At 71.0% G+C, this 20,960-nt stretch carries 14 protein-coding genes; 12 read left to right on the top strand and 2 right to left on the bottom strand.

Annotated features, from left to right (window positions below; genetic code table 11):
* The first annotated feature begins 50 nt into the window (after window positions 1–50).
* The 6 genes from ACIRQH_RS06115 to ACIRQH_RS06090 all read left to right on the top strand — a co-directional run bounded on the left by ACIRQH_RS06115 (window position 51) and on the right by ACIRQH_RS06090 (window position 7,772).
* Window positions 51–3,188: a helicase-related protein gene (locus ACIRQH_RS06115; protein WP_404224563.1), complete on the top strand. Its 3,138-nt coding sequence runs from the start codon at window positions 51–53 to the stop codon at window positions 3,186–3,188.
* Window positions 3,185–5,038, top strand: coding sequence for a DrmB family protein (gene drmB, locus ACIRQH_RS06110; RefSeq protein ID WP_404224432.1), 1,854 nt, complete (start codon window positions 3,185–3,187; stop codon window positions 5,036–5,038). Before ACIRQH_RS06115 ends, drmB begins: the two co-directional genes overlap by 4 nt.
* Window positions 5,035–6,126: a DNA helicase gene (locus ACIRQH_RS06105; RefSeq protein ID WP_404224430.1), complete on the top strand. Its 1,092-nt coding sequence runs from the start codon at window positions 5,035–5,037 to the stop codon at window positions 6,124–6,126. Before drmB ends, ACIRQH_RS06105 begins: the two co-directional genes overlap by 4 nt.
* 114 nt (window positions 6,127–6,240) lie before the next feature.
* Window positions 6,241–6,660 carry an aspartate 1-decarboxylase gene (gene panD, locus ACIRQH_RS06100; RefSeq protein ID WP_358817740.1) on the top strand — a complete coding sequence of 140 codons (420 nt, stop codon included), beginning with the start codon at window positions 6,241–6,243 and terminating at the stop codon, window positions 6,658–6,660.
* A gap of 66 nt (window positions 6,661–6,726) precedes the next feature.
* A complete protein-coding gene (locus ACIRQH_RS06095) occupies window positions 6,727–7,071 on the top strand; it encodes a GNAT family N-acetyltransferase (RefSeq protein ID WP_404224428.1) in 345 nt (114 codons plus the stop codon).
* Window positions 7,071–7,772 carry an aspartate/glutamate racemase family protein gene (locus ACIRQH_RS06090; RefSeq protein ID WP_404224426.1) on the top strand — a complete coding sequence of 234 codons (702 nt, stop codon included), beginning with the start codon at window positions 7,071–7,073 and terminating at the stop codon, window positions 7,770–7,772. The genes ACIRQH_RS06095 and ACIRQH_RS06090 overlap by 1 nt, the downstream gene beginning before the upstream one ends.
* 977 nt (window positions 7,773–8,749) lie before the next feature.
* Here ACIRQH_RS06090 and gndA read toward each other — a convergent pair.
* A complete protein-coding gene (gndA, locus tag ACIRQH_RS06085) occupies window positions 8,750–10,189 on the bottom strand; it encodes an NADP-dependent phosphogluconate dehydrogenase (RefSeq protein WP_404224424.1) in 1,440 nt (479 codons plus the stop codon).
* A gap of 550 nt (window positions 10,190–10,739) precedes the next feature.
* Here gndA and ACIRQH_RS06080 point away from each other — a divergent pair.
* A complete protein-coding gene (locus ACIRQH_RS06080; RefSeq protein WP_388871023.1) occupies window positions 10,740–11,945 on the top strand; it encodes a transglycosylase family protein in 1,206 nt (401 codons plus the stop codon).
* Here ACIRQH_RS06080 and ACIRQH_RS06075 read toward each other — a convergent pair.
* The gene (locus ACIRQH_RS06075; protein ID WP_404224422.1) at window positions 11,935–13,269 is read right to left on the bottom strand and encodes a DMT family transporter; all 1,335 of its coding nucleotides are present in this window, start codon (window positions 13,267–13,269) and stop codon (window positions 11,935–11,937) included. The genes ACIRQH_RS06080 and ACIRQH_RS06075 overlap by 11 nt on opposite strands.
* 228 nt (window positions 13,270–13,497) lie before the next feature.
* Here ACIRQH_RS06075 and ACIRQH_RS06070 point away from each other — a divergent pair, with 228 nt between their 5' ends.
* The 5 genes from ACIRQH_RS06070 to ACIRQH_RS06050 all read left to right on the top strand — a co-directional run bounded on the left by ACIRQH_RS06070 (window position 13,498) and on the right by ACIRQH_RS06050 (window position 20,957).
* Entirely contained in the window at window positions 13,498–14,229 is a 732-nt protein-coding gene (locus tag ACIRQH_RS06070; protein WP_388931779.1) for a (2Fe-2S)-binding protein, read from the top strand.
* Window positions 14,230–14,355: 126 nt separating this feature from the next.
* A complete protein-coding gene (gene glgA / locus ACIRQH_RS06065) occupies window positions 14,356–15,507 on the top strand; it encodes a glycogen synthase (RefSeq protein ID WP_404224561.1) in 1,152 nt (383 codons plus the stop codon).
* Window positions 15,508–15,589: 82 nt separating this feature from the next.
* Entirely contained in the window at window positions 15,590–16,810 is a 1,221-nt protein-coding gene (glgC, locus tag ACIRQH_RS06060; RefSeq protein ID WP_355863907.1) for a glucose-1-phosphate adenylyltransferase, read from the top strand.
* Window positions 16,811–17,139: 329 nt separating this feature from the next.
* A complete protein-coding gene (locus tag ACIRQH_RS06055; RefSeq protein ID WP_404224419.1) occupies window positions 17,140–19,473 on the top strand; it encodes a GH92 family glycosyl hydrolase in 2,334 nt (777 codons plus the stop codon).
* A 155-nt stretch (window positions 19,474–19,628) separates the two neighbouring features.
* Window positions 19,629–20,957, top strand: coding sequence for a wax ester/triacylglycerol synthase family O-acyltransferase (locus ACIRQH_RS06050; protein WP_404224417.1), 1,329 nt, complete (start codon window positions 19,629–19,631; stop codon window positions 20,955–20,957).
* Window positions 20,958–20,960 lie beyond the last annotated feature (3 nt).

Genomic DNA, 20,960 nt, shown 5'->3' with positions numbered 1-20,960 from the left:
TTCACCTACCCCCGCGCCGCGCACCACTGGTACCGATCAGGAGCAGCACCATGAACCCCAGACAGGAACTCGTCGCCTACCTGCGTCGCCATCTCGTTGGACCCGCTTCAGGCGAGCACGAGGTGCTTGAGGCGCCGCCCGACCGCGAGTACCTCATGGGCACGCTGTATCCGCAGGAGGCCGACTTGCACAGGCAGTTGGACCTCGCCGCCGAGGAGCTGGAGGGCGTGGGAACGGAGGGCGGTGCCGAGGACACGGCTCCGGCGGCGGACCCCGTGCCCGAGGCCAACTCCTGGCTGCCGTCCTCGCTCGGCCTCAGCTTCTACACCGATGCCACTACCGTCGAGGTCCGCTGCGCCGGTGCACGCTACAAGACTCTCGCCGCCACCGGTGAGCGGGGCCGCCGCTGGGAGCGCGTTCCCCTGCCTGCGGAGACCTACGGGCTCGGCCCCGGCTCGGACCACGTCCCCGTGCTCGACGGACGTGCCGAGATTCGAATCCTAAGGCGAGCTTTTGGCTCCGGGCAGCTCGTCACAGTGGCTCTCGTCAACACCGCTCACCACGAACAGATATTGGACAAGGCCGCGCAGTGGGACCGGATGCTCTTCCAGGTTGATCTGGAGGCGCGTCCCGCGGACGGCGATGTCCTGCCCTATCCGAGCGTACGGCTGGCCAGCCGTGACCTGGAGGAGCAGGAGCTGCGGCTCCAGTACCGGCATGTCCGTACCCATGCAGTGGGCCACGGGTGCGCGGTCGAAGAACGGTTCGGCGTGCGCGACGGGCGCGAAGGCCAAATCGTGGTCGCTTTGAGGGCCGCCGTCATGCCGGAGGCGGAGGTCAGCGGTGTCCGGGCCGCCGGTTTCACCGGATCCCCCGTTCTGAATGTGCTGCACCTCGCCGATCCCGCCGTACCACTTGCACAACTCCACGAAGAGCTCGCGGAATTCGCCGCCGACTATCGAGCCTGGTACGTCGGACAGCTGAACGCCGAGATCCCTGCCTGGGGCCGCGAAGCCGCCGACCGCGTGCTTGTCCGTATCGACGCCGCCGTCACCCGGATCGAGTCAGGCGTTCGCGCTCTTTGCGATCCCGCGCGGCCAGAACTGCTGCATGCGTTCCGCACCGCGAACCGTGCGATGGCCCTCCAGATGCGACACTCGGCCGGCGACCAGGCAGGAGAACGTCGCGCCCGACGCGACGCTGTACTCCTTGAGCCGGAGCCCAGCCCACATGCCGTTTGGCGTCCCTTCCAGCTCGCGTTCTTCCTGCTCGCCCTGGACGGCGTGGCTGACCCCCGGCATCGTGACCGGACAACCACCGATCTCATCTGGTTCCCTACCGGCGGTGGGAAAACAGAGGCGTACCTGTTGCTCGCCGCCTTCGTCATGGTGCTGCGCCACAGGGAGAGCGACGGCGGCGGAACCGCGGTGTTGAGCCGCTATACCCTGAGCCTTCTCACCACCCAGCAGTTCCAGCGAGCAGCCACCACCATCTGCGCCCTGGAGACGCTGAGGCGGGCCGACACGCCAACCTACGGGGATGAACCCTTCTCCATCGGACTGTGGGTGGGCGAGGCGACCTCCCCCAACTCGTACGAGAAGGCTCGTGCGGTCTTCGACGACGTACGCGGTGCCGCCCGGCCCGACGATGTCTTCATCCTCGACCGCTGTCCTTGGTGCGGCACGCGCATCATGCCCGCCCACAAGTCGTCCGACATCGGGGACTACGGAGTACGCGCCGCCACCGACTCCTTCACGTTCTTCTGTCCGCGCGATGAGTGCGCCTTCCACGACGAGCTGCCCGTCGCCGTCGTCGATGAACAGTTGTACGACCGGCCGCCTACCTTCGTCCTCGGCACCGTGGACAAGTTCGCTCGGCTCGCTTGGGAACCACGCTCAGGACGGCTGTTCGGCGCGGGCAGCGGTAACCTGCCACCGGCCCTCGTGATCCAGGACGAGCTGCACCTGCTCACCGGCCCCCTCGGGACGACGGTCGGCCTGTACGAGGCCGCCGTACTGGGACTGTGCACCACAGGCGACGGCGTCGGACCCAAGGTCGTGGCGTCCACGGCGACGATCCGCCGCTCGGGCGAACAGATCCGCGCCCTGTACGGCAGTGACGCCCAGCTCTTCCCGCCTGCCGGACTCGACGCCCGCCATTCCTACTTCGCCGAACCCGACACATCCCGGCCCGGCCGCAGCTACCTCGGCGTCATGGCCCAGGGTCATACCGCCGGCCGCGCCGCGGTCGCCACCGCCGCCGCCATGCTCCAGGGCGCCTTCGAGCTGCCCGAAGAACACCGGGACGCCTATTGGACCTTGGTCGCCTACCACCACAGCCTCCGCGAGCTCGGCCGCACGGTCACAGCCGCGGCCGACGACATCCCAGCACAGCTCACAGGGCTCGACTCGGGCTCGGGTGTCAGGAAGCTGGTGGACCATCAGGTGCAGGAGCTGACCAGCAACCTGCCGCGGGCCGAGCAGCCTGTCCTGCTCGATCGCCTCGAAAAGCCCTGGGTCGACCCGCAGTCGGTGTCGTTTCTGCCGTGCACCAACATGCTGTCCGTCGGCATCGACGTGAAGCGGCTCGCGCTGATGCTCATGCAGGGGCAGCCCAAGACGACGGCGGAATACATCCAGGCCACCAGCCGGGTAGGCCGGCACACCGTGCCCGGTCTCGTCGTCACCTTCTTCAACGCCACTCGTCCCAGAGACCGTTCGCACTACGAGACCTTCGACGTCTACCACCGCTCGCTCTACCGGCACGTGGAGCCGACCAGTGTCACCCCCTGGTCCGTTCCGTCACGCAGACGAGCCCTGCACGCCGCACTCGTCATCCTCGTACGTCACCGCCTCGGCCTCGCCGCCGAGAACCAGGCCGGCCGCATTCTTGATCGACTGCCCGAAGTGGATTCCCTCGCCGCGGAGTTGGTGGCTCGTGCCGCCATCGGTGAACCGTATGCCGCGGATGCCGTGCGCAAGGAACTCGCGGATCTTCTCGCCGACTGGGAAGACGCCGCCCATGCGGCCCGCAAGGATGGCCGTGAGCTTTACTACCGCGGTCAGGGCAAGGGTCAGTCCAACCTCATCAAGAGCTTCGAGCAACGCTACGGCCTTTGGGAGACACCGAACTCGATGCGAAACGTCGACCGTGAATGCCAGGTGATGGTCAAGGGGGCCGACCTGTGAGCCGCACACTTCGCGTGCGCCAGTCGCAGACCGTTCTGCCCTTCGGAGTCGGGGCCGTGTTCGACATCCAGGGGGAGTCGTTCGTCGCTACCGGTATCGGAGACTGGCCGCACAAGGCCCGACAGCGCGTCGAGTCACCCCGGCTTGCCAACCGACTCGGCGTCACCGGGTTCTACGCCGCACCCCCAACAGCCAACGACCGCTTCGATACCCCTGACGCTCCCGGCGCCCCCTACGTCCGCTTTCCGTCCTGGTTGTTCTGCGGGGCCTGCCGTCGCATGAATCGCTGGCGCATTGCCGACGAGAAGCAGGGACAGGCGCCCCGCTGCCCGTCCTGCTCACCTGGCCGGACACTGGCGCCCATGCGGTTCGTACAGATCTGCGCGGCCGGCCATCTCAGCGACGTCGACTGGTGGTTCTGGGCCCACTCTCGGCGAGAAGCGGGGGAACGGCGGCAGTGCGGCGAACGCGAGAAGCTCCAGTTCCTCGTGTCCGAGCGCGCCTCCGGACTCGAAGCACTCTCCATCACCTGCCGGGCCAAGGGGTGCGGAGCCTCTCGCGATCTGCTCGACATCCTGGGCACGCACGGTATGCGCTGTTCGGGGCGCAACCCCTGGCAGAGGGCCAACGAAGCCACCCAGTGCGTGAAGCCCGTCCAGATCGTGCAGCGTACGGCGGGCAACCTGTACTACCCGGTCGTGCACTCGGCTCTCGACATCCCGGAGGCCGAGGGACCTGCCTCGCAGGGAGACGAAGAACTCGCCGGATGTGTCCGCGGGCACGACCTCTGGGTGTCGCTCTGCCGCGTCGCAGGTACCGCTCGCGCCGACGTGTTCCGCGCGATGATCCAGGAGGACACCGGCGTGGACGATCACCTCGTTGACGCCCTGCTCGCCGAGGAGACGGGGCAGCCCCTGGCCGCTGCACCGTCCGACGTGGATATGGCGCCGGCTCGCCCCGATCTCAGCGGCGAGGAATGGACCGCGTTCACCGCGCCGGTACCCGTCGCTACGCGGAACTTCGCGTTGCGCGAGACAACCCTCGGGCTCGGCCTGGAGACCGCCGAACCCTGGGCAGGCCTGAACCGTCGCATCGGAAGGATCCTCCTCGCCGACCGGCTGCGCGAGGTGCGCGCCTTGTCAGGATTCAGCCGGGTCTCTCCGGACGCGAGCCTTGTTCCCGCTGACACGGCGCGGCGGCTCAAATGGCTTCCGGCGGTGGAGGTCTTCGGTGAAGGCATCCTCCTCACCCTCGACAAAGCCGAACTCACCGCATGGGAGAGTGAGGCAGAGGTTCGCCGTCGCGTAGCCGGAATCCGCGCGGACTTCGACCGCTCCTTCCAAAAGGACAGACTCAAGGCCCTGACCGGGGAAAGTCTCTCCCCGCGCTTCGTCCTCCTGCACACTCTTGCTCACCTGCTGATCCGCCAGCTCTCCTTCGAATCCGGCTACACCACGGCCAGTCTGCGCGAACGTGTCTATGGGCGCTCCGAACAGGACCAGTACGGCATCCTCATCTACACCGCGGCGGGTGACGCCGAAGGAACCCTGGGCGGACTCGTGCAACAGGGCGAGCCGCCGCGCCTCGCCGAGACCCTGCTGCGGATGACCGAGGCCGCTGCCTGGTGTTCGGCCGACCCCCTCTGCGCCGAGCACGCCGGCCAGGGCTTCGGGAACCTCAATCGAGCGGCCTGTCATGCCTGCGCGCTGTTGCCCGAGACGAGCTGCGAGACCGGAAACACCCTCCTCGACCGGGCTCTCGTCATCGGTGGTGAACAGGTACCCGGGTACCTGGAGTCGATCGTCACTGCGGCCCGGAGCGCCGCGGCGGATGCCCTGGAGGAACTGTGACCCTCACCTACCGCGACCTCGTACCGGAACAGCGCTCCTGCCTCGAGGGTCTCTCTTTCAACGGCAACCACCTGGTGAGCGGTCCGCCGGGCAGTGGCAAGAGCCTCCTGGCGGCGCAGCGAGCCATCATGCTCGCCCTCACCGGAACTCCGGCGGTTCTGCTGACGCGGTCCAATCTGCTGCGCCAGTCTCTGGCCGCGACCGTCCACACGCTCGGTCCGTCGGACCGCAGCGTGCGCGTCGCGACCGCACACGCGTGGCTCACCGAGTGGTACGGCGGACGCCCTCCACGCGGCACCGACGGGTGGTTCGACTGGCCCGCGCTTTATGAGCGTGCCGCGCACACCGGTCCCGTCCCCGAACTCACCCTTGTTATCGACGAAGGCCAGGACCTGCCACCGGAGTTCTTCCGCCTGTGCCGTCTGCTCGGAGGGCGTACGACGGTGTTCGCGGACGAATGCCAGCGACTGACCGACACCAACTCCACACTCGACGAGATCGCTGAGAGGCTGGGCCGGTGCACACGGCTCGAACTCGACGGCAACCACCGCAACACGCGGCAGATCGCTTCCGTCGCCGCCCACTTCCACATGGGGGGCGGTCTGCCGGACCTCCCGGAAAGTGAAGGGCCACCCCCGCGACTGCATCGTCTACCGAGACACGGCGCGGCCGACCTGCTGATTCTGCTGGCACAGAGGCATCCGCAGCAGAGCATCGGCGTGATCGTGAACTCCACCCACACGCAGTTCTCACTGCTCGGCAGCCTGGAGCGCAGAGCGCCGCGGCTGAAATCGCAGATGTACACCTCCCAGGCTCGTGCGGGACACAGTCGATACCGCACGCTGGATCTTGGCCGCCCAGGCATCGTGCTCGTCCACCGGGCGAGCGCCAAAGGGCTTGGATTCGACACCGTCGTCATCCCCGACACGCATACCGACGCGGCCGTCGACCCCACCTCGGCCGCCCTGCGCATGACGTACTACGTTCTGGCGACCCGGGCACGGAGCGAACTGCATCTGGCTTATGAGGGAGACACGGAGCCAGCTTTGTGCGCGCAGGTGGGGTCCCGCGATCTGCTGCGTGGTTAACCTGGAGCGTCCCGACGAATCGCGCTGCTGACGGGATGGCCGCGTCGATGTAGTGTGCGGAGACGCCCTTGACCTGCAGAAAGCAGGCAGGGAGCCGTCTTCTAGGAGTCCAAAGTGCTGCGCACCATGTTCAAATCCAAGATCCACCGCGCCACCGTCACCCAGGCCGACCTGCACTACGTCGGGTCCGTCACCATCGACGCCGATCTGCTGGACGCCGCCGATCTGCTGCCCGGTGAGCTCGTCCACATCGTCGACATCACCAACGGCGCCCGCCTGGAGACGTACGTCATCGAGGGGGAGCGCGGGTCCGGGGTCATCGGGATCAACGGGGCTGCCGCTCATCTCGTGCAGCCCGGCGATCTGGTGATCATCATCAGTTACGCTCAGGTCGATGACGCCGAGGCGCGGGCGCTGCGGCCGCGGGTCGTGCACGTGGACCGCGAGAACCGGATCGTCTCCCTGGGCGCCGATCCCTCGGAGCCGGTCCCGGGCTCGGACCAGCAGCGCAGCCCGCAGGCCGTCACCGTCTGAACCACGGCGTCCGTTCACGGGGCGGTGTGGCGCCGCAGCATGGAACCGAGGACCCGAGGAGTGGCCGTGAGCGACATCGAGATCCGCGACGACCGGCCGGCCGGACGCCTTGAGGCGTTCGCCGGTGACGAGGTGGTCGGGCACATCGAGTACTTCGTCCTGGAGGAGCCCGCCCGCGCCCTCGTCCCGGTGCACACCATCGTGGAACCCGAGCACGAGGGCCACGGCATCGCCGGCTCCCTGGCCCGCGAGCTGTACGCCATCGCCGCGCGCGAGGGCATCGTGGTCGCGCCGCTCTGCCCGTACGTCGTGAAGTGGGCGGAGCGGCACCCCGAGGAGGCCCCGGCGGCCGACCCCGCGCTGCGGAAGGCCGCGCTGGAGTGGCTCAAGGCGCACCCCGGACGCTTCTGATGTCCGGGGCACCGCCCTCGGCCGGGTCCGAAGCGCCCCTTCCCGCGCCGTCCGGACCGCTCGCGTTGCTGCACACCTCACCGGCCCACATCCCCGTCTTCGACGCCCTGCGCGACAAGGACCACCCGGGCCTGATCATGCGGCACTTCGTCGCCGAGGAACTGCTGGCGCGGGCCCGCCGCGAAGGGCCCGACGCGGTGGCCGACGACGTTCGGACACTGCTCGGCGAGGCCGTCGCCGACGGTGCCCGGGCCGTGCTCTGCACCTGTTCGACCATCGGCGCCGTCGCCGAACGGACCGACGCCGCAGTACCCGTGCTGCGCGTGGACCGGCCCATGGCCGCCGCTGCCGTCGCCGCCGGCCCGCGGGTCGCCGTCCTCGCGACGGTGGCAAGCACCCTGGAACCGACGGTCGCCCTCGTCGAGGAGGAGGCCCGCCGCGCCGGACGGACCGTCGAGGTCCGTACGGTGCTCGTCGACGGCGCGTGGGCCCTGTTCGAGGCGGGCGACACGGACGGCTGCGCCCGCGCGGTGGCCGAGGCCGCCGACGCGGTCACCGACGCCGACGCGATCGTCCTCGCCCAGGCGTCCATGACACCGGCACAGGACCTGACCAGCACCGCGATCCCGGTGCTGTCGAGCCCCCGGCCGGGCCTGGCAGCCGCGGCCCGCACCGCCGAGCGCCAGCCGCAGCCCGGCTAGACCGGCACCGGCTGCCCGGGCCCGCTCCGGGCCGCCGAGCTGGGCGCGGTGGGCCGGACGCCGCCGCGCCGCGCTTCGGTGTCGCAGCGCAGCGCCGGTAGCCCCGTCCCGGTCGGTGGCGGCCCCCGTGGCGCGGCCCGGCTGCCCACCGCCTCCGCTCCGCGCCGGGCTCCGCCCGGATTCCGGACCTGCGGCTGACCCGTCCCACCGAAGGCCCCGGTCCCGAAGGCCCCGGTCCCGAAGGCCCCGGTCCCGGAGGCCCCGGCCTCTGCTGCCTCGACCGTCAACCGGCCCAGTCGGCCGGAGCGGCTCACGGCACCGCGGACCTCGGCCGGCAAACGGCCGCCGTCCCGGCCCAAGCCCGGCGACCGAGGGCAGCCGGCCGACCTGGCTCGCCATGGCGGCAGGCCTGGCCCGCTTCGGCCCCGGTCGCTCTGCACAGGGCGCCCCCACCCCCCTCGGCCACCCCGCACGCCCCATTGCCCCACCTGGACCGCATCCCTCGCGCGACGGGGTGAGTGCATGGTCGGCTGCTGGGTACGCGGGGAACAGTCCAGGGCCGACGTACCGAATGGCTGGAGGACCGCCATGACACAGCCGTATCCCGACCCCGTACCGCCGGGACCCACTCCCGGGCCGAGCCCCGTACCGCCGGGGCCGTCACCCTTCCCGGACCCGGTGCCGGACCCCGGTGGCCCCGACCCCACGCCCGGGCCTCCGAAGCCCGACCCGACCCCCGGGCCCGGCGGCCCCGAGCCCGTCCCCTCCCCGTCCCCGGTCCCCAAGCCGCCGGGTCCGGACCCCGTTCCGGAGCCCCAGCCGCAGCCCGGGCCGCTGACCTGAGGGGCCTCGGGCCCGCCGGGAGCGGGCCGCGTACCAGGGGCTGCCGCTCCTGAAGCACGCCCGAAGCCGCCACGACCCCCGCTGGGGTGTGGCGGCTTCGGCCGTTCCGGCGTGTCCCGTCCGCTCGGGTGCCGTTACGCGTCGACCTCCGACCGGTCCCCGCCCCACAGGGTGTGGAACGAGCCCTCCCGGTCCGTCCTGCGGTACGTGTGCGCTCCGAAGAAGTCGCGCTGGCCCTGCGTGAGGGCCGCGGGCAGGCGCTCGGCGCGCAGGGCGTCGTAGTAGGCGAGGGCCGCGGAGAAGCCGGGCGTGGGGACGCCCTGACGGGTCGCCGCGACGACGACCTCGCGCCAGTCGTCCTGGGCCGCCGCGATCTCCTGGGCGAACGTGTCGTCCGACAGCAGGCTCGGCAGGTCGGGGCGGGCGTCGTAGGCGGCACGGATGCGGTCCAGGAAAGCAGCCCGGATGATGCAGCCGCCGCGCCAGATGGAGGCCACGGCACCGAGGTCGATGTCCCAGTCGTACTCGTCGCTGCCCGCGGTGATCTCGTGGAAGCCCTGCGTGTACGAGACGATCTTCGACGCGTACAGCGCCTGCTCCACCCGGTCCGCGAAGGCCGCCGCCTCCGCCTCGCCGAGCTGCTGCGCCTTCGGGCCCGCGAGCCCGCGCGAGGCCTCGCGCAGGTCGGCGTGCCCGGACAGCGAGCGGGCGAAGACCGCCTCGGCGATGCCCGAGACCGGCACACCCAGGTCCAGTGCGATCTGCACGGTCCAGCGTCCCGTGCCCTTCTGCTCGGCCCGGTCCTGGACCACGTCGACGAACGGCTTGCCCGTCGCCTCGTCCACGTGCGAGAGCACCTCGGCCGTGATCTCGATCAGGTAGGAGTCGAGCCGGCCGGTGTTCCAGGTGCGGAAGATGTCGGCGATCTGCGCGGGGGAGTACCCGGCGACGTCACGGAGCAGCTGGTAGGCCTCGCCGATGAGCTGCATGTCGGCGTACTCGATGCCGTTGTGGACCATCTTCACGAAGTGCCCGGCGCCGTCGGGGCCCAGGTGCGTGACACACGGCGAACCGTCTTCGGCCTTGGCGGAGATCTTCTCCAGCATCGGGCCGAGCGAGGCGTACGACTCGGTCGAGCCGCCCGGCATGATGCTCGGTCCGTGCAGCGCGCCCTCCTCACCGCCGGAGACGCCCGTGCCCACGAAGTGGATGCCCTGCTCGCGCAGCGCGTGCTCGCGGCGCCGGGTGTCCGCGAAGTGGGCGTTGCCCCCGTCGATGATCATGTCGCCGGACTCCAGCAACGGCGCGAACTCCTGGATCACCGCGTCCGTCGGGTCGCCCGCCTTGACCATGATCACCAGACGTCGGGGCCGCTCCAACGCCTCCACGAACTCCTTCGCGGTCTCGGCCGGGACGAACGTGCCCTCGTCGCCGAACTCCTCCACCAGTGCGTTCGTCTTGGCGGCGGTGCGGTTGTGCACGGCGACGGTGTAGCCGTTGCGGGCGAAGTTACGGGCGAGGTTGCGCCCCATGACCGCGAGACCCGTGACGCCGATCTGGGCTGAAGTGCTCATACGGTTTGGCTCCTAAGAATTCCGCTGGGTGGGCCGGGAGGAAGGGGTGGAATCGACAGGTCCTGGTATCGGTGGGTCCTGTGTCGACAGGTCCCCGTGTCGGTCGTCTGCGTCCGCGCCGTCCGTCCCGCTCGTCGGTAGTGCCCCAGAGCCATCCTGACGCGTCGGCGGAGTCCACGCAGAGGCACGCGGAAGAACCGGGTGCCACCGGGAGGGCGGGTTTCGGCCAGGCGCCGAGCCCCCGGCCACCCGTCGCACGGGACGCGCACGCACCGGAACGCGTCCCCCGGATCAGGGATCCCATGCCGGTGACCTCGTCCCCGTCCCCTCGTCCGACCGGGGCATCCGCCCCCCACCGGCCGCGGACGGCGACGAGCCCCCTTCCGGACCGGAGCCGGCCCGGTCACCCGGCGTGCCGGGCGGGAACGGGCGACCGGCGCTCTCCCGCACCGTCAACCGCCGTTCGGGAGCGACCGATTGCCGTCTTGTCCTGTCCTGTTCCCAACGCTTACTTTTGCCGCTCCTGACGCATGTCTAGGGGGGCTCCCTCATGGCCGTACGCGGCCGGCACCGCCGGTATCAGCCGAACAGGATCAACCGTGCCTCACTCACCGTCACGGTGGGCGGCGCGGGGATCGCGCTCCCGCTCGTCGCAACCGGAATCGCCCACGCGGCCGATGTCGGCACCTGGAACAAGGTCGCCGCCTGCGAGTCCGGCGGGAACTGGAGCATCAACACCGGCAACGGCTACTACGGCGGGCTGCAGTTCAGCCAGTCCACCTGGGCGGCGTACGGCGGGACGGCCTACGCCCACCGTGCCGACCAGGCCACCAAGGACCAGCAGATAGCCATCGCCGAGAAGGTGCTCAAGGGGCAGGGCCCCGGGGCCTGGCCGGTGTGCTCGGTGCGCGGCGGGCTGACCAGGGGCGGCGGCACCCCCGACGTACACCCCGCGGCGACCACGCCGCGGAGCACCCCGCAGACCGCGCAGCGTTCGAAGCAGGCGCCCCAGCGCTCCGTGCGGGACGTCAAACCGCAGAACACACCGCAGTCGCAGGCCGGCACCGCGGAGATGTACACCGTCGTCCACGGCGACACGCTGTCCGGCATCGCCGGCTCGCGGCACGTCCAGGGCGGCTGGCAAGGGCTCTACGCGGCGAACCGCACGACCGTCGGCTCCGACCCGGACCTGATCCTGCCGGGCCAGCGACTCGCCCTGCACGGCACCGCGCCCGCTCCCGCGCACCCGCACACCGCTGCGGCACCGGCGAAGAAGAAGGCCGCCGAGGCGCCCGCGAAGAAGACCCCGGCCGACAAGGCCTCCACGCACACGACGACCACCCGGAAGTCCCACTCGCTGGTCGTCCCGGTGCAGGCGGCGACCGGCACGCAGTACCGCGCCTCCGGATCGTCCTGGTCGAAGGGCTACCACACGGGCGTCGACTTCCCGGTCGCGACCGGGACGTCGGTCGCGGCGGTGGCCGCCGGTCACGTGGTCACCGCGGGCTGGGGCGGATCGTTCGGCTACCAGGTGGTGATCCGGCACGCCGACGGCCGCTACACCCAGTACGGCCACCTCTCGGCGATCTCCGTGAAGGCGGGCCAGAGCGTGGTCGCCGGCCAGCGCATCGGCCGCTCCGGATCCACGGGCAACAGCACGGGCCCGCATCTGCACTTCGAGGTGCGGACGGGGCCCGGCTTCGGTTCGGACATCGACCCGGTGGCGTACCTCCGGGCGGGCGGCGTCAGGATCTGACGCGGGTGCGGTGGTGCTTCACGAACGGCATGGGCACGTAGGGCACCCCGAGCATGGCGGTCAGGTACGGCAACTCGTCCCTGGCCGCCGGCTCCCCCAGGGCGGCGTCGGCGGCGGGGGCGGCCGCCATAAGCGGCGCCGGAACCAGCACCGTTCCGCCACCGGGCTGCGCCTCCGGTACGAGCACGGTCCCGCCGGTGGGCCGGGCCGTCGGCACCGGGACGATCCCGTCGGCGCTGTGCGGCGCCGGAAGGTACACGGCCTCGTCGCCGGGCTGGTCCGGGAGCCCCGCCAGCAGCGCCCGCACGCTCGCCTCCGAGGCCGTGAGTGACGTGAGCGCGCCCAGGTCCGAGGGGACCACCGGGCCGACAGGACCGACCGGGCCGGACACGGCCGTCGGCGCCGGCTCGTCGGCCGGGCTCGCGACGTCCTCACGCGGCCGGGCGTCCGTCTGCGGAGCAGATTCCGTCGAGCCGCTCACCGCGCGTGCGGCGCCGCTGCCGATGCGCTCCGACGTGAGCAGGATCAGACCGCCCGCCGCGACCACACCGCAGCCCAGGGCGAGCGCGGTGCCGGTCGTGCCGTAGCGGAAGGTTTCGCCGAACATCGTGATGCCGACCGCGGCCGCCACGACGGGGTTCACCACCGTCAGTGTGGCCAGGGGCGCCTCCAGGCCCGCGCCCCGGTAGGAGGCCTGCGAGAGCAGCATGCCGGCGGTCGCGAAGACTCCGATCGCGACGAGGCTCGACAGGTCGGCGAGCGAGACGTGCCGCGACCAGTCCACGGCGACGCTCTTGGTGAACACCGAGGACATGCTGAACGCGATGCCCGCGGCGACGGCCAGCAGGATGCTGCGCACGGCCGGGTGCCGGTGCGCCGCGCGCCCCGCCACCATGAGGGCCGCGACCGAGCCGCCCGCCACCACGCCCAGCGCCAGACGCTGGGCGCTGTTCAGGGAGTTCGCGTCCGATGCGCCGACCAGCGCCAGCAGTCCCGCGAGACCCACCGTGGCCATGATCGCACCACGCCAGGCGGCAGTTCCGGCCCTGCGGCCGACGAACAGGGCCGCCATCGGGAGGGCGAAGACGATCGTCAGCGCGCCGAGCGGCTGGACGAGAGACAGGGGGCCGAAGGCGAGGGCGACCACGTGCAGCAGTCCACCCAGGCCGGTCAGTGCCACCGCGGCCCACCAGCCGGGACGCCGCACCGGCGCGTAGGCCTGGCCGGGAGAGGTCAGCGCGACCTGCTCCTGGATGATGGCGCCGCCCGCGTACGCGACGGCCGAGACGAACGAGAGCACCACGGACAGAGCGAGGGCACTCATGAGTCCCTCCTCTGCGTACGGCGCGGGCTTTCGACCCGGCGCGACGAACGGTCGGCTTCCATGGAAACAACGATGCCTCGCGTTTTAGTTCTCGTCGTCGTCCCTGAGACTCCATCGGGTCCTACTGCCGATGGAGTACAGAACGGGCCTTGTCCTCCCCAGGGTGGGCGACACCACTGAGCGATCCACTGGTGGTACCCCCTAGGGGGCTTGGTACTACTGGTCTTCGTGGACCTCGACCCCCAACTGACGGCGCTCGGCGCGCTCGGCGGTTTCTTCGCACTACGCACCGGAGTACCCCCGCGCGGCCCCCTGCCGACCCTCGCGCGGGCCTACGCTCGACCGCGGGCCGACACCCCCGAGGAGGTTTACGGGGATCCGATGACTTTCCGCGTCGGGAAAGTCGCGAAGAGCATCGGAGCGCCCGAGGCGCGCGTCGCGGCGTCGGTGGCGCAGCAGGGCCTCGCGGCCCGCCTCTGGTCGATCGCGCTGGGGTCCGCCGTGGTCCACGGGCAACTGCCCGACCTCGACCCGGGACTGCTCCGCTGGGACCCGGACGCCGGAGCCCCGGACGACCTGTGGCTGGCCGAGGTCCGCGCCCGGCCGGTGACCGAACTCGACGAGGTCGTACGCGCAGGGCATCTCGTCCCGCTGAGCGCGGCCCTGCGCGATAGGTACCGCGTCTCGCCGGGCCTGCTGTGGGGCAACGCGGGTTCCGCCCTGGCCGGAGCGGTGCGCCAGCTCGACCGCTGGGCACTCGGCCACGGACGGCCGGAGGCGGGGGAGCGGGCCAGGACCCTGGCCGCCGGCCTCTTCGCGCACCCGGACCTCGCCGGCACCCTCGACCCGCGGACCCTGCGCCGCCGCAGCTGCTGCCTCTACTACCGGGTGCCGGGAGGCGGCGTGTGCGGCGACTGCTGCTTCGACCGCGCACCACGGCCCGCGCCCGGCCGGAGCTGACGGATCCGAACCACCCCGGCACCCCGCCCGCCCGAAGCCGGTGGAACCACTTCCCGCACGCTCTTCCGCATCGGCGTCAACTGAGTGACCATGAAGGGCATCTGCCGACTACGACAGGGGTTCTGTGTGCGCGTGGGCCTGCTGACCCGGGAGTACCCGCCGGACGTGTACGGCGGTGCCGGCGTCCATGTCGAGTTCCTGGCGCGGGAGTTGCGCGCCCTCACGGATCTCGACGTGCACTGCTGGGGCGAGGGCGGTGCCGGCGGGGTGGTCCGCCACCGGCCGTGGCCCACGCTCGACGGCGCCAACGACGCGCTGCGCACCTTCTCCGTGGACCTCTCGATCGCGGCCTCCCTCGAGGGCCGCGAACTCGTCCACTCGCACACCTGGTACGCCAACCTCGCGGGCCACTTCGGCAAACTCCTGCACGGCATCCCGCACGTCATGACCGCCCACAGTCTCGAACCGCTGCGCCCCTGGAAGGCCGAGCAACTCGGCGGCGGCTACGCCCTGTCGAGCTGGGCCGAGCGCACGGCCATCGAGGCCGCGGACGCCGTGATCGCGGTCTCCGGGGCCATGCGGGACGACATCCTCGGCTGCTACCCGGACCTGGATCCGGACCGGGTGCGCGTCGTGCACAACGGCATCGACACCTCCCTCTACCGCCCCGACCACGGCACCGACGTGCTGGAGCGCATCGGCCTGGACACCGCCCGCCCGTACGTCCTGTTCGTCGGCCGGATCACCCGGCAGAAGGGTGTGCCCCATCTCCTGCGCGCGGTTCGGGACATCGATCCGGCCGCACAGGTGGTGCTCTGCGCGGGCGCCCCCGACACCCCGGAGATCGACCGCGAGTTCCGTGAGCTGTACCAGGAGCTGAGCGCCGTGCGGGACGGCGTGCACTGGATCCCGCAGATGCTGCCCCGCCCGGACGTGATCCAACTGCTCACCCACGCGGCCGTGTTCGCCTGCCCCTCGGTGTACGAGCCGCTCGGCATCGTCAACCTGGAGGCGATGGCCTGCGGGACCGCCGTGGTCGCCTCGCGCGTCGGCGGCATCCCCGAGGTCGTGGAGGACGGCGAGACGGGTCTTCTGGTGCCCCTGGACGACGACTTCGAGGCGGGGCTCACGGCCGCCCTGGACTCGGTGATCGCCGATCCCGGGACGGCTCGCCGCATGGGCGAGGCCGGACGGCGGCGCGCGGTGTCGGAGTTCGGCTGGGACGCCGTCGCCCGAAGGACCGTCCAGTTGTACGAGGAAGTCCTCAAAGCGGGGTAGTGGTCGGGCAGGCGCATTTTTCGAACCAACGGCCGGACCCGCACAGCCGGGACGGCCGGACCGGGCTTAGAGGGGCGGCGGCATGCGGCGCGGTGGACCTTCGGTGCTGGGAATCGTACTGGCGGGTGGTGAGGGCAAGCGGTTGATGCCGCTCACGGCGGACCGGGCGAAACCAGCGGTGACCTTCGGCGGTACGTACCGCCTCGTGGACTTCGTACTCTCCAATCTCGTCAACGCCGACATCCTGCGCATCTGCGTCCTCACGCAGTACAAGTCGCACTCGCTGGACCGGCACATCACCACCACCTGGCGGATGTCGAGCCTGCTCGGCAACTACGTGACACCCGTCCCCGCGCAGCAGCGCCTCGGACCCCGCTGGTACCTGGGCAGCGCGGACGCGATCCTCCAGTCGCTCAACCTCATCCACGACGAACAGCCCGAGTACGTCGCGGTGTTCGGTGCCGACCATGTCTACCGGATGGACCCCCGGCAGATGCTCGCGCAGCACATCGAAGGCGGCGCGGGGGTGACGGTGGCCGGCATACGGGTGCCCCGCTCCGAGTCGTCGTCGTTCGGCGTCATCAGCCCCGGTTCCGACGGTCAGACCGTGCGGGGCTTCCTGGAGAAGCCCGCCGACCCGCCGGGCCTCGCGGACGCCCCCGAGTGCGTCTTCGCGTCGATGGGCAACTACATCTTCACCACGAAGGCCCTCATCGAGGCGCTCCAGCGGGACGCCGAGGACGAGAACTCCGTGCACGACATGGGCGGTTCGATCCTCCCCGCGCTCACCGAGCGGGGCGAGGCTCAGCTGTACGACTTCAGCGACAACCACGTGCCCGGCGAGACCACCCGCGACCAGGGCTACTGGCGTGACGTCGGGACGCTCGACGCCTACTACGACGCCCACATGGACCTGATCGCCGAGCGGCCCGCCTTCAACCTGTTCAACCGCAACTGGCCCATCTACACCAGCTCCGGTCAGCTGTCGCCGGCCCGCTTCAACGCCGGGGGCATCGCCAGCGAGTCCATCATCAGCGCGGGCTCCCTGATCCGCGGTCAGGTGACCCGCTCGGTGCTCTCGCCGGGCGTGCTCGTCGATCCGGGGGCGGTGGTGCAGGGCTCGATCCTGCACGACAACGTGAAGATAGGGCGGGGCGCGGTGGTCCGCGGCGCCGTGCTCGACAAGAACGTCGAGGTGCCGCCGGGCGCGACGATCGGCGTCAACCCCGAGCGGGACGCCGACCTCTACACGGTCTCCAAGGGCGGGGTGATCGCGCTGGGCAAGGGCCAGCGCGTGCCGTAGGGCAATGCCTGACCGCCCCGGTGGCGGCGGCCCGGGACCCCGGCCGCCGCGCGTGCACGGACGGCCCCGGGCACCCGGCTCATCGAGCCGGGTGCCCGGGGCCGTTCTGTGCACGTCTTGTCATGTCCCTGGACAGGGCGCGGAATCGCGTGCTGTCATGCCAACTGCTGCGGATGACGACGTTGTGCACGCTGACAACGATGTCATCCCGTCCGGGCGCGACGCGTCCCGGGGGATCCCCGCCGGTTGCCGGGAAAGCCGGCCCCCCGACCCGACCATGCAAGAAGACAACGACAACGATGTCGCTCACCCCACCGGAGGTCTCCCGCATGAGATGGACCCGGCGCCTGCGCCTGTGCACGGCCGGGCTGGTGACAGCGTCCGCGCTGCTCGCCCTGCCCACCGCACAGGCCGCCGAGCCGCGCGACGGCCAACTCACCGATCTGGTCAACCCGTTCATCGGAACGGAGAACGAGGGCAACACCTACCCCGGCGCCGCCGTGCCCTTCGGCATGGTGCAGTTCTCGCCGGACACCGGGCACAACACCGGCTACGACCACTCGCAGAACCACATCCGCGGCTTCTCGCTCGTCCACCTGTCCGGCGTCGGCTGCGGGCTCGGCGGCGACCTGCCCGTGCTGCCCACGACCGGGGACGTCACCCGGACGGACTACGCGCAGTACGCGGACGAGTTCAGCCACGACACCGAGTCGGCGAGCCCCGGTTCCTACAAGGTCGGCCTGAAGAGCGGCATCGAGGCCGAGCTGACCGCCACCGAGCGCACCGGCGTGCAGCGCTACACGTTCCCGGCCACCGACAAGGCCAACGTGCTGCTGAACGCGGGCCAGTCGCTGCACAAGACCGTCTCCACCAAGGTCGAGATCCTCGACAGCCGGACCGTGCGGACGGCGATCACCGGCAGCGGCTTCTGCCAGGGCACGAAGCCGTACACGGTGTACACGATCACCCGCTTCGACCGGCCGTTCACCACCTCGGGCACCTGGAACGGCGACACCGTCACGCAGGGCTCCGAGAAGACGTCGGGCACCACCGGGCGCACCGGTGCCTTCGTGCGCTTCGACACCACCGAGGACCGCACCGTCGAGGCGACCACGGCGCTCTCCTACGTGGACGCCTCCGGCGCTGCGGTCAACCTCCGGGCGGAAGGGGGCCGTTCCTTCGACGCGGTCCAGGGCGCCGCCCGGCGGGCCTGGGAGGACCGGCTCGACGACGTACGGGTGAAGGGCGGTTCGCAGACCCTGCGTCGCACGTTCTACTCGTCGCTCTACCGTTCCTTCCTGGCGCCGAACGTCGGCAGCGACGCGGACGGCCGCTACACCGGCTGGGACCAGAAGGTCCACCGCGCGAAGGGCTTCACGTACTACCAGAACTGGTCGCTGTGGGACACCTACCGCACCCAGTCGCAGTTGCTGTCGCTGCTCGCGCCGCGCGAGGCGCGTGACATGGCGATCTCCGTCATCAGGATCGACGAGGAGAGCGGCTGGCTGCCCAAGTGGGGCTACGGCACGGCCGAGACGAACATCATGACCGGCGACCCGGTCACCCCGTTCCTCACCAACGCCTACCAGCAGGGCCTGCTCAAGGGGTACGAGGACCGGGCCTACCGCGCGCTGAAGAAGAACGCGGACGGCGTGCCGCCCGCCGACTCCCCGGCGCTGGGCCGCGAGGCCAACCGGGAGTACATCGCGAACGGCTTCGCCCCCTACATCAAGGGCCGCCCGCACGCGAAGCCCGGCGACTCGGACTACGACCACGGCGCCTCCGCCACCCTGGAGTACGCGCTGTCCGACGCCATGCTCGGCGAGATGGCGCGCGATCTGGGCCACGACAAGGACGCCGCGCGCTACCTCGCGCGGGCCCAGAACTACCGTACGATCCACGACCCCTCGACCGGCTTCTTCCGCGCCCGGGACGCCGCCGGCGCCTTCACCGGGCCCGCCGACCCCGCCCAGAGCGAGGGCTTCCACGAGGGCACCTCCTGGCAGTACCAGTGGCTCGTGCCGCAGGACCTGCCGGGCATGGTGGACCTGATCGGCGGCAAGCAGGCGGCCAACGACCGTCTCGACTCGTTCTTCGCCTACGACCAGCTCCTGAAGGACCCCGCGAAGACCGCCCGCGAGGTCTGGGTCAACGGTCCGTACGCCTACTACAACGCCGACAAGTACAACCCGCAGAACGAGCCCGACCTCATCGCCCCGTACACCTACCTGTCCACCGGGCAGCCGTGGAAGACGACCGATGTCGTGCACGCGGCGCTGACCCTGTTCACGGACGCGCCGACCGGGATGACCGGCAACGACGACCTCGGCACGATGTCCGCCTGGAACGTGCTGTCCTCGATCGGGATCTTCCCGGTGCAGCCCGGTTACGACACGTGGGGTCTGTCCACGCCCGTCTTCGACCGGGTCGACCTCACCCTCGACCGGCACTACTACCCGCGCGGCGCCCTCACTGTCACGGCGCCGGGCACCTCGGACACCGACCGCTACATCCAGGCGGCCCGCGTCGACGGTTCGTCGTACGTCCGTACGTATCTGACGACCGACAAGTTGAGGAACATCCGTTCCCTCGGATTCACGGTCGGCTCCGAGCCGTCCGAGTGGGGAACGTCGGCCTCGGCCGCGCCCCCGGTCCTGAAGTGACACCCGGCATGTCCTGATGCGACCGAGTCCCGCCCCTCCCGTGAGGGGCGGGACTTAATCTGGTGTTAACTGTGCGTAGCTTGATCGTACTTGACCGTAATCACTGGTCCGGGTTTGACTGCAGGTTCACCCGTCGTCGACGCGAGAGCAAGCCTTTGACTTCCGATTTGCTCGCACCACTCGACCTGGCCTTCTGGAACATCGAGTCCGCCCGGCATCCGATGCACCTGGGCGCCCTCGGGGTCTTCGCCGCGCACTCGCCGGCGGCCGGCGCCCACGCGGCGGACCTGCTGGCCGCCCGCGCGGCCGCCGTGCCCGGGCTGCGCATGCGCATCCGCGACGTGTGGCAGCCGCTGGCCCCGCTCACCTTCGGCAGCGCCACCCGCGAGCCCGCATCCGATTTCGAACCGCTCGACCACGTCCTGCTGCACGCGCCGACCGCCGACTTCCACGCCGAGGCCGGCCGGCTGATGGAACGCCCGCTGGAGCGCGGACGCCCGCCGTGGGAGGCACACGTGCTGCCCGGCGAGGACGGGGTCTCCTTCGCGGTGCTCTTCAAGTTCCACCACGCCCTCGCCGACGGCCTCAGGGCCCTCATGCTCGCCGCGGCCATCATGGACCCGATGGATCTCCCGGAGCCCCGCCCCCGCTCCGCCGAGCCGCCCCGCGGACTCTTCCCGGACGTCCGCAAACTGCCCGACTTCCTTCGCGGCACCCTCTCCGACGTGGGCCGGGCCCTCGACATCGGTGCCTCCGTCGCCCGCGCCACCCTCGCCGCGCAGTCCTCGCCCGCCCTCACCTCCGCACCCACCGGCACCCGGCGCACGGCCGGCGTCGTGATCGACCTCGACGACGTCCACCGGGTCCGCAAGACCGTCGGCGGCACCGTGAACGACGTCCTGATCGCCGTCGTCGCCGGCGCCCTGCGCCGGTGGCTCGACGAACGCGGCGACGGGAGCGAGGGGGTCGCCCCGCGCGCCCTCATCCCCGTCTCCCGGCGCCGCCCGCGCACCGCTCAGCCGCAGGGGAACCGGCTCTCCGGTTACCTGATACGGCTTCCCGTCGACGATCCCGACCCGCTCGGCCGGCTGCGCGCCGTGCGGACGGAGATGGACCGGAACAAGGACGCCGGGCCGAACCGGGGCGCCGGCGCGGTCGCGCTGCTCGCCGATCACGTGCCGCCCCTCGGACACCGGCTCGGCGGCCCGGTCGTCGGCCAGGCCGCCCGGCTGCTCTTCGACATCCTCGTCACCAGCGTCCCGCTGCCGAGCCTCGGCCTGAAGCTCGGCGGCTGCCCGCTCACCGAGGTCTACCCCTTCGCCCCGCTGGCCCGCGGCCAGGCCCTCGCCGTGGCCGTCTCGACCTACCGGGGGAGCGTCCACTACGGCCTGGTCGCCGACGCGGAGGCCGTCCCGGACCTCGATCTGCTGGCCCGTTCGCTCACCGAGGAGGTACGCGCACTGATCACCGCCTGCACGCCATGATCA

The sequence above is a fragment of the Streptomyces sp. NPDC102279 genome, assembly GCF_044766365.1.
GTDB lineage: Bacteria > Actinomycetota > Actinomycetes > Streptomycetales > Streptomycetaceae > Streptomyces.
The sequence above is the reverse complement of the archived record's forward strand: the minus strand, read 5'-3'. Positions and strand labels throughout refer to the sequence as shown.